Annotated in this window: 1 protein-coding gene; it reads left to right on the top strand. The window is 30.8% G+C overall.

Annotated elements, in window-relative coordinates; all coding sequences use genetic code 11:
- Positions 1-361: 361 nt before the first annotated feature.
- Positions 362-1,188, top strand: an 827-nt coding sequence (locus AC1DRF_RS28685; protein WP_477742397.1) for a phage integrase SAM-like domain-containing protein, incomplete at its 3' end; no start/stop codon positions are given.

Here is a 1,188-nt window from a genome sequence, read left to right on the forward strand (position 1 = left end):
GTCATAAATCATACAAACTTGAGAAAAACAGCACATTGATGTGCTGTTTTTCTTTATTGATAGGGAGAAAAGATTGACAAGAGTTTCAAAAAATAGCCCATTATCTCTTTTAAAGTCATTTTGTTTGGAGTATAGTAGAAAAGTAGGATAAAAACATTTATTGACATTAAGTAAGGTGATTTTTCGAATGATAAAAACAAGTAGGTCAGCTGATTCAAGATCTGCGAAATCCTTACTAAACGTTGATATAATAAGGTTTTTAGAGGGTAGATAAATAGTCATGAAGGCTAAAAGTTGTCTATAATAAAAAAACTACCTGAACTGTTAAGGCAACTTCCATATTCAAAGRGGGTTGCCTTTTTTGTGTGCAAAGCGAATAAGAAAGGGAGCAAAAGTAACTCAAATAAATCTTAAACAAGCTAAAGAGAAAGTTATTAAGATTAAAACTTTAGAAGGCATGGCTCAATGTACTTTAAATCAATACAATTTCGTTTTTAACGATTTAATTACATTCTTCGAAAGCAGCAAACAGGTTTCTGATATTACCTTGGATGATGCGAGAGATTTTATTAATTGGTTGCTTCATGAAAAGTCTGATACAAGTAGCCGCTTTAAGCAGGTTGCTCGAAAAGGAGTAAAGGCATCTAGCGTTAATAACTACCTTCAAAAGACACGTGCTGCTTTTAATATCTTAAAACGTGAGGGAATTTTATCAGAGAATGTCCTTAATGAAATTAGAAATGTAAAGTTCCAAAAACATAAGGTTGAAACATTGACGGTAGATGAAATAAAGCGAATTTTTAATGCCTTTAATAAGAGTTATTACGCTCAATATAACTGGAATGATGCTCTATGCTATCGATTGATTAAAGAACAATTCATATTAAATGGTGGTGTATTTAACCCAGAAATAATAAAGGGCAAATATGAGGGGGCTTATGCATATATTTATAACCAACATGGAAGTTTTGAAGAGTTTTTAAATACCTTTGATTTGCAAGATTACGTTGAGATTAATAACACTATATATTCAGATGAACTTGTTTTAGAAAAAATAAATGAAATGCTAAAAGAAAAGGGACAAGTGCTTATTTCGGCCGACTTTGTTACTTATAAATTAACTGGAATGAGAGATTGGATTATTAAAACACATGGTGGGCTTAAAGAATTTTTTGTGAAATATAATAT

This window comes from Priestia sp. P5_B4 (genome assembly GCF_056400385.1).